Below are 8619 nucleotides of genomic sequence, written 5' to 3'. Positions count from 1 at the left end.
CAAAATAACAATGGCAGCATTAATGGCTAAACCCATTAACCCCAATAAACCGATGATGACGGTAAACCCAAACGGATAGCCAAATACATACACAGATAACAAGCCTAAACCTGCCGATTGAAAAGCACTCAGTAAAATGATTGCTGTTAGTCTAAACGAGTTAAACGACAACACTACCGTCGCTAATAATAAAGTGACGACAAGTACAATATTTGACAATAAATTACCTACCGCTTCATTACGCTTTGCGCTTTCGCCGCCTATTTCGAGGTGGTATCCCGCAGGAATAGACAAATTAGCAATAGCATCTTTAACCTCGTTAAGCACTTGTGCAGGCAATACTCCACTGGTTATATAAGCCTCAATGGCATTGACGCGCTCACCATTTCTTCGGGGGATTGCGCCGCGACTGACATTGATTTCGTTATAAGACAATGCCGATAGTGGGATCCCGGAGCCTGAAGCTGAAACTAGATTGATCTCGGCTAAACGTGTGGCTTGTTCGCGGCTGTTGTCACCTAAACGCACACGAATTGGCAGTGATTCCGTTTGCTCTAAAATGCTGCCACCAATAATACCGGTAGTCGCCATTTGAATTTGATTGGCAATGTCGCTCAAACTTAGGCCGCTCATTAAGCTGGCGTCTTCATTCACCTGTAACCACACTTTTGGCGCGCCTGAACTGAGGGTTGCACGAGTGTGAATAACATCAGGTGTGGCGGCTAAAATTCCGCGTACTTGTTCGCCCAATGTTTTCAGGGTATCAAGATTAGGGCCATAAATACGCAGCTCAACCGGAGCGTTAAAGGGAGGCCCTTGTTCCAGTTTTCGCACCAAAATTTGTGCTTGTGGAAATTGGGCATCAAACTCTTTTTGTAATTGTAAAATCAACCGATTGGCGGCGACATAATCAGTCACTTTAATCATCGCTTGGGCGTAATTGGTTGCCCCTTGTTGCCGTTGAGTTAAGTTGTAATAGAAAGAGGGCGTATTACCGCCAACAACCCATGTGGCAGCGACAATATCGTCAATCTGTTGCAGCTTATTATCAATCAGTTTGACCTGCTCTAGAGTGTTATCGATACTGACATGAGGGGCCAGGTAGACTTCAATTTGGAACATATCGCGGTCAGACGGAGGGAAAAATTGTTCAGTCATTTTGCCCGCAGCAAAAAAGCCTGCAATCGGTAATATTCCAATTACGATGGCGGTCAATATTGGCCTAGATAACGCAAACTGTAAACTGGCGGTAAATGCTTGGCTAATTCTTGGAAATGCCATCCCTTGCTGATACCAAGTCGTTGGTTTTTCACTGCGACTGAATCGACCCGCCAGGCCAGCAATGATGGTATGAGAAATAATATATGAGCCGAGTAAGGCAAACATGACCGAAATGGCAATGCCACCAACAAACTCACCTGCAGAGCCCGGCATTAACACAATAGGTGCAAAAGCTAGCATGGTGGTAATGGTCGACCCCGCAAGGGGTAGCCATAAATGGTGTAAGGTTTTTGATACCGCTTCCAGTTTGCTCATACCTTGTTGACGACGTTGAGCTATGGCATCAACAATCACAATCGCATTATCGACCATAATACCTAGCGCAACCACTAAACCTGTTACCGACATTTGGTGGATCGGTAGGCCAGTATATTTCATGCAGGTGAGGGTAAATAATGCGGTTAATGGTAATGATATTGCCACAATCACTGCATTGCGCAGTCCTAATGTCAGCATCAGAACCACTAAAATAATCACAAATCCTTGTAAAAGATTAATCACCAAGTCGCCTAATCGGTCACTGGTATAGCTTTGTTGGTCGAATAACCATTGCACCTTAATATTGGCCGGTAAATTAGCTGAAAAATCATCTATGGCGCTGCTTACATGTTGTTGCCATACATCGACTCGATTATTATTGAGCATGCGCGCAGACACCAAAACACCTTGCTGACTGTCGATTAAGGCGATACTCGATGCCGGAGTCTTAGCTTGGCGACTAATATTGGCCACATCCCCCAAGCGAATAATTTGACCATAGTCGTCTACTTTTAACGGCACTTGGCGGATACGATTTTGCGAATCTAACTCGCCAGATACTTCAACTAAGGCTCTAAATTGGCTGTTATTAACTTCACCGGCTGAAATTTTACTGTCGGCATTATTTAAAATAGCTGCAATACTGGCGGGAGTTAAATGCAATTGGCTGATTTTATTACCATCTAACTCAACTAAAATCTCTTCTTGTGGTGCGCCATATAGTTTAACAAAATCAGTACCGCTGAGCAGCCTTAGGCGGCTTTGTAATTCTTTAGCATAACGATTAAGAATATCGGCTCTTACAGGGCTATTATCTGCCCAAACAAGCCCTAAAATGGCTGTGTTGGCATAACCTAGTTGATCATCTAACACACTGTTTTGTGCTTCTACTGGCAACAAGGATTTACTGTCGGCGATGAGATCTCGAGCGCGTGACCACACAGGAGCCGTCTCTGTGACTGTGTCTTTTAACTCTAACTGGATAACCGAAATCCCTGGGCGAGAAGTCGACTGGACTAGCTTTAAATCTTCTAAACGGCGTAATTGATTCTCTAACACTTCAGTCACGAGTGCTTCAACCCGCTCTGCAGATGCACCAGGGTATTGAGTGATAACAGACGAAAATCGGTTAGTAATATGTGGATCTTCAGTGCGGGGTAGGCTTGAAATAGCACCTAATCCCGCAACAATTAATAATGAGATAAATAAACTGGTTAGGCGGCCATTTTCTAAAAATGCTTTAATCATAATGCCCCCATTTTCTCTGATTGAGCGAGAGTGACCTTCTGATTAACCACCAATTTATGTAATCCTTGTGACACAATTAAATCGCTTGGTTTTATGGCGCCTTGAATATACGCTTGTTGCTCATTGGTATAGATAATCTCTACATCGCGACGTTCAATGGTATAAAAACCTTGCTCAGCCTCAACTAAGGCCAACACGTTCCATAATCCGCGCACACCATCGGTTAATGCTGACATAGGCACCCAATAACCAGGTGCTAGCACGTCTTGTTGATACGCCAAATAAGCTATTTCGCCATTAATCACTCTGGCTGAGTCAGGCAAATGAATACGCAACTGAACCGTACGACTAATGGTATTGATCTCGGCACTAATACCGGCAATTTTAGCTGTAAAGGTTTGTTTACCTACACGGACATCTACCATTTGCTCGGCGGTTAACTGCTGTGCGATGTCTATGGGTACACCTATGTAAGCCAAAGGCTGACTGTTACCGACTAAGGTGAAAACCGGACTGCCTAGCGCAATCACTTCACCGACATTATGAAAACGTTGACTGATTTTTCCATTGAATGGGGCCAGTAAAGTTGATTTTTCAATTTTCAAATTGGTCGCACTTAAGCTGGCTTCTATACGCTTTTGGTTAGCTTGTAAGTTGATAACTTGTTGTTGAGTTTCATCGAGTTGCTGTTCAGACACATAGTTTTGTTGTTTCAATTTTTGAGTACGGACTAAGGTGCTTTTTGCTAAATCTATATCCGCTTGAGTTTGTAATAAACTGGCTTGTAATTGCTGCTTTTCTGCAGTTAATAAATCGGTATCCAGCTGCGCTAATATTTGTCCTTTACTCACCGTATCGCCACTATCAACTAGGATATTATTGAGTTTACCCGCAAGCTCAAAACCAATTCCGGTGGTATTGGCTGAGCGAATCGTACCCGTATAAGTTTGCATGTGCTGATAACGGTCGCTTAACGATAAAGGTTGTGACAATACCGTTTGATACTCAGTTGTTTGTGAATGCTCTTTTACCTCAGAGCCACAACCGCCTAATGCGATTAAGCTTAAACCTAGCGCCCAGTATCGAATGATTGGGGTGAATGTCTTTGACGCGTACATAAGTTTATTCCTTGCAAAGCAATATATTGTATCTATGTTGATTTAACTTTTAGGGGCAATTATTAGTAACCGTAGACGAATTCATTACCCATAAACCACAACATGTAATTTACATGTTAACTAGACTCAGTAGTCTAGTTTTATAAAACTAGACTGTCCAGTCTATTTTTAGTTACTATAACGCTAAATAATAAGTAGTAACGCTGACACTCGATTGTGCTTAATGGGTTAATTTACGGAACCAACATGACAAAACACACCACATCACTTAATAATATCGAACAGATTAGTTTGAGCCGCAGTGAACAAAAGCGTGCTCAAGTACTTGAGTCTGCGATTGAGCTTTTTTGTCATCAGGGTTTTCCTAATACCAGCATGGATGAAGTGGCAAAACATGCCGGTGTATCAAAACAAACCGTTTATTCTCATTTTGGTTCCAAAGATGATTTGTTTGTTTCCGCGATTGAGTCTAAATGTGTTGTGCATCAACTCACTGGCGACGCCTTAATTGATGCTGCAAATCCACAACGGGTTATTTTGCAGTTTGCTCTGCAATTTGGTGAAATGATTGTTAGCAAAGAAACCATGACAGTATTTAAAACTTGCGTAGCTCAAGCAGACACTCACCCAGAAGTGTCTAGATTGTTTTATGACGCAGGTCCCAAGCACGTACTAGGACTGATTAGAAATTACTTAAAAAAGGTCAATGAACATGGCGAATACTTTTTTGAAAACCCTCACGAAAGCGCAGTTAGATTGTGTTTAATGTTATTTGGCGAACTAAAATTACGTTTAGAGCTAGGATTAGAGATAGGTGATTTACTGACAACCAGGCAACAATATTTACAAGATACTGCCGAGATGTTTTTGCGAGCCCACCAAGTTGACGTAAAATAAGCCAATAAAAGTTGAACTTAATTGGCGCGATAACAGTATTATTGTGATTAAACTAAGGGGCTATTTAGCCAAGCTACTATTAAACTAAGGTGCTATTAAGCCAAGTTAATAGTTAACTTATCCTATTATTTGAAGGGAAGCAGATCGATATGACGCTTTATAACGTTAACGTAATTCAGCCAAAATCATTGAGTACATCAGCGTTGTCAATTTTGCTAGCATCGGGACTGTTGTTAAGTCAGCATGCTTTAGCAGCACCAGAACGTTCACCATTTTCACTCACAGTAGCTCGTACATCAACGGGTACCGCTAATGTTGGGGCTAATAGCAATAACCCTAATCAGTTACAGCGTGATGCTTGGAAGACCAGTTTTTCGGCCAGCATGCCACTCAACCGTCAATGGTCAATTGGGGCAAATCTAGGCTACGATAATCTCGATTACGACTGGGATATGAACCAAAACACCCTGTTACGCAGCAGTACTGAACCTTGGTCAACCATACATCAGTACAGTGCTGGTTTATCGTTATCTTACCGTCTTGATAATCATTGGATGTTTCTTATAGCCCCGAAACTGCAATACGCCTATGCCGATACAGCGTCATCTTCAAATGCGCAAAGTTATGGTGTAGTTGCCTCGGGCATGTACCGCTTTGACTCTGGCAATATGCTCGGCTTTGGTGTTGCCTATTTAAATGATATTTCAGAAGTGCGCACGATACCTTATTTAGCGGTACGTTGGCAGATAAACGATAAGTGGGTACTTGCTAACCCGTTTCAAGCCGGTTTCAGTGGTCCTGCAGGATTAGAGTTAAGTTATCAATATAACCGCGACTGGGATTTTGGCGTCGGTAGCTCAATGCGAACAGAGCGTTTTTTAATTGCTGACGATGACAAAACCATTGAAGTAGAAGAATGGGTAGGCTTTGCTCGCGCAGGCTGGCAAGCAACGACGAATATTAGCCTTAACGCCTATGCTGGCTATTATTTTGGTGGAGAAATGGAGTTAAGTTATCCAGACGTTACTGAAGACTTGGAAAATCAAGCAGCATTCGGTTTAGTGTTTAAACTGACGTTTTAATGATGATTGTTAACGTAATACAATAAAAAATGCCGCTGACTTCAGCGGCATTTTTTGTATCAACAAGGTAGCGTAAATGTTCAATTAAAAGTAAGTAACTTCTTTTACGCGTTTAGGACGATTTTGTTGTTCGTACAACTGCCATACTTGTTTAAAGTCTAGAGCTAGCTCAGTGACATAAAACTCACCAGAAGGGTAGGTCTTAACCACTTTAGCGCCGCGAATAATGCCACTCACGCTAGACTTAACGTTGTCGTCAGTTAATAACCACTCACTTACGTCGCTATTAGCCGAAATCTTTTGTCCATACACCTGTTCCGCCAACTCACGGTAAGCGGCAATTTTAGAGGCTTGCATCGCCATTAAAATACGATGCGATGGCTCTTTACTGGGCTGGGTCGCCAAAGGTGCATAACCAATTGCCGTTAGTGTTGGGAATGAAGCTGGCGCTTCAGTTTCCCACTGAACATATTTATCTTTGCTGACACAGCCAGTTAGCAGTAATAGCATAATTAACATCAACGACTTCATAGCTTATCTCCTAATACGGTGTAACGACTGTCGCCCTTATTTTCGTGGCGATACAGTAAACCATTGCGTGACTCAACCATTTCAGAAGGCTGTAAATAACCTGATAAGCTCGATGCTGCCACAAATGATTGCACCGCTGAAAGGACGCGATTATTGGTCACATTAATCACTCGGCCGTTAAACACAATTCCTTCAGGGGTGAGGGTCATGGTTGACACTAATACATGCGATACCGGCAAATCTGCACGCAACAGTTCCCAGTTGCGGCTCAACATAAACTCGCCTTGTTCTGTGGCGCGCAAATTTGTCGCCACATTTAAATCGACTAAATTAAATTCATGAGCGTGGAACGCTGCGAGTAACCCTTGTTGTAACTGCAATGCTAATTCATTGGTCGCATTAAAATTGCTGGTCATCACTGGCGTAGAAATTAGCAGTGGTTGATCTGGGCGTAAAGCGTCATTTTGTAACACTAACTCGTTGACTAACTTTTCTGCCCACACATTCACTTGGCCTTTAGGTGATATTCCCGCAGCCTGAATATCATAAGCCAGCTTATCGTGATAAACCTCATCTTCGTCGACGATTTTGACAAATTTACCGTTATTACTAAAGGCAAGGTTATTGGCAGCATTAGGCGTTTGGGTGCATGCAGCTAGCGATAACGACGCAAGCATGACCGTGGAGATAAAAAGCCTGTTAATCATAATAATTCCTCTAACATATAATGCCGCTAGTCTTGGTATAAATGAGTCATTTAATCGCCATGTACATCGATAACTAAGGCCAATTATGTACTCTTTATTGTTGGTGTCTTTATATCGGCAAATGCGTTAAAAGCTTTACTGTAATAGTGCAACATAGAAAATAACCACTAATATAGTGAGTCAGCACAATTTTTGCTTTGATTAAAATAGAGTAAATTGAATTTACACAATTGTGCAAAATAGACGATTTTTTGACATTAGGACATTGTATGTTGATCCGACACAGCCCTGTTAACCGAACTAAAACCTTCAATCACCTTGCCGTAATAGCAATGCTATGCGTGAGTGCATTGTGTGTTACTCCGTCGGTATTGGCTGAACAAATTGAAGTGACTGGTAAGGCTAAAATCGTTAATGGCGATATAGATAAAGCCCGTGAAGACGCCATAAGCCAAGCGTTAAATTATGCTAGCTTAAAAGCCGGGGTTAACTTTTCCAGCGAACAACAAGTCAACCAAGGTCGGCTTACTCAAGATACCTTTCAAATTCAGCGGATGGGATCGGCCAATAACGTTGAATTAATGAGTGAAATGATCAGCCAACACACCATCACCGTGATATTACAGCTTGAACTCAGCGAACAAGAACCTAACGCTCAATGTAAAAGCCAATCTCTCAAAGCTGCGATTATGTTGCCTCAAGCCTATTTACAAGAACGCGAACAGTTGCGTTATGGTCAATTAGCTCACTTTGAAGAGCGGATCACCGAGCAATTAGGTAAAGCTATCAATGCGCAGTCGCGATACAGTTTTGCACGACTCCATGCCGATGAAAAAATTGATAACACCAATCAACTTGTCAACTTTAAAGGATATCGTATTCCCAGTTGGTTAGGCGAAATCACCGACAGCCAATATCTGCTGCAACCTGAAATCATTGATATTTCGACCGAACCAGCTCAAAGCAGTTACATGGGCTTTGTCGAGGATGATCCACTAAGGCAGTTTATTTTTAAATTAACCCTTTACCATGGGATCAGCGGTGAAGTGGTGTGGTCAGAATCATTCGCCACCTCAGCGCCGTGGGAATTTGAAAGACAAGAAATCGTCTCACCTGCTAACCAGCGCTTTTGGCGATCATCTTATGGTCAAGCGATCAGCGATATTTTACAGCAAAGCGTGATGTCGCTGGATAAGCAGTTAAACTGTCGTCCATTACTAGGCCAAATTGTCGCCAGGCAAGGGGATCGTATTATCATCAATTTAGGCCGTAAAAATGGCGTAAAAATGGGTGATAAGTTCCAAATCGTATTACAAAAAAATATCCCAGACAGATTTAATTCCATGCGTGCCATCGCCACAAAAAGCCGTGCCAATGTGGTTATCGAACAAGTTACCGAAGACAGCTCAACCGCAATATTTGACGGCATCGACAGTGCAGATAATATTCAAGTAAATGATATTGCGATTAAGAACTAATGATTGGTTACTAGAAGCT

The 8619-nt window shown here is 42.2% G+C and carries 7 protein-coding genes; 3 read left to right on the top strand and 4 right to left on the bottom strand.

Annotated elements, in window-relative coordinates:
* Both H5202_RS15445 and H5202_RS15440 read right to left on the bottom strand, forming a co-directional pair.
* The coding region (locus H5202_RS15445; protein WP_182772860.1) for an efflux RND transporter permease subunit at window positions 1-2787 on the bottom strand (2787 nt) is incomplete at its 3' end.
* Entirely contained in the window at window positions 2784-3905 is a 1122-nt protein-coding gene (locus H5202_RS15440) for an efflux RND transporter periplasmic adaptor subunit (RefSeq protein ID WP_182772859.1), read from the bottom strand. The genes H5202_RS15445 and H5202_RS15440, both read right to left, overlap by 4 nt.
* A 246-nt stretch (window positions 3906-4151) precedes the next feature.
* On the opposite strand from H5202_RS15440, the gene H5202_RS15435 reads away from it, so the two are divergent.
* Window positions 4152-4802, top strand: a complete 651-nt coding sequence (locus H5202_RS15435; protein ID WP_182772858.1) for a TetR/AcrR family transcriptional regulator — start codon at window positions 4152-4154, stop codon at window positions 4800-4802.
* 149 nt (window positions 4803-4951) lie between these two features.
* On the top strand, window positions 4952-5884 hold the full coding sequence (locus H5202_RS15430; protein ID WP_182772857.1) for a DUF6268 family outer membrane beta-barrel protein: 933 nt from the start codon (window positions 4952-4954) through the stop codon (window positions 5882-5884).
* Window positions 5885-5968: 84 nt separating this feature from the next.
* Here the strand turns inward: H5202_RS15430 and H5202_RS15425 are convergent, their stop codons facing one another.
* Both H5202_RS15425 and H5202_RS15420 read right to left on the bottom strand, forming a co-directional pair.
* The gene (locus H5202_RS15425) at window positions 5969-6415 is read right to left on the bottom strand and encodes an LPP20 family lipoprotein (protein WP_011636625.1); all 447 of its coding nucleotides are present in this window, start codon (window positions 6413-6415) and stop codon (window positions 5969-5971) included.
* Window positions 6412-7122, bottom strand: coding sequence for a FlgO family outer membrane protein (locus tag H5202_RS15420; RefSeq protein ID WP_182772856.1), 711 nt, complete (start codon window positions 7120-7122; stop codon window positions 6412-6414). Before H5202_RS15420 ends, H5202_RS15425 begins: the two co-directional genes overlap by 4 nt.
* A gap of 269 nt (window positions 7123-7391) precedes the next feature.
* On the opposite strand from H5202_RS15420, the gene H5202_RS15415 reads away from it, so the two are divergent.
* Window positions 7392-8600 (top strand): flagellar assembly protein FlgT, encoded by a 1209-nt coding sequence (locus H5202_RS15415; RefSeq protein ID WP_182772855.1) that lies wholly within the window; start codon window positions 7392-7394, stop codon window positions 8598-8600.
* Window positions 8601-8619: the final 19 nt, after the last annotated feature.

The sequence above is a fragment of the Shewanella sp. SG41-4 genome (assembly GCF_014164505.1).
In the GTDB taxonomy this organism is placed as follows: domain Bacteria; phylum Pseudomonadota; class Gammaproteobacteria; order Enterobacterales; family Shewanellaceae; genus Shewanella.
The sequence above is the reverse complement of the archived record's forward strand: the minus strand, read 5'-3'. Positions and strand labels throughout refer to the sequence as shown.